General features: G+C 67.7%; 1 pseudogene. It reads right to left on the reverse strand.

Annotation, left to right across the window (positions count from 1 at the left end):
• Nucleotides 1–344, reverse strand: a pseudogene (locus EVS83_RS15775) (hypothetical protein); the annotation flags it as partial.

Genomic DNA, 344 nt, shown 5'->3' on the forward strand with positions numbered 1-344 from the left:
GAGGTGGCGATCGCGTAGCGGCCCGAGCTGTTCACCGAACCGGTCATCGTGTTGCTCTGCGTGTTGCCGACGCCCGCCGCCACGTTCACGCCAATGTTGCCGCGCGCGTTGCGAAGCGCGTTGCCGTCCATCGTGGCCGTGTAGTTGGTGTCGATGTCGGACGACTCGGCGTAGTTGCCTTCGACGATCTGCAGCGAGGTGCCCATCGCGGTGGCGAACACCTTGCCGGCGTCGACGGACGACAGCGCGGCGTCGTTGGCCTGCACGTTGCCCACGCCCGCAGCGACGTTCACGCCGATGTTGCCCTGCGCGCCCTGCAGTGCGTTGCCGTTGAAGTCGGCGGC

The sequence above is a fragment of the Cognatilysobacter terrigena genome, assembly GCF_004361065.1.
Taxonomy (GTDB): Bacteria; Pseudomonadota; Gammaproteobacteria; order Xanthomonadales; family Xanthomonadaceae; genus Cognatilysobacter; species Cognatilysobacter terrigena.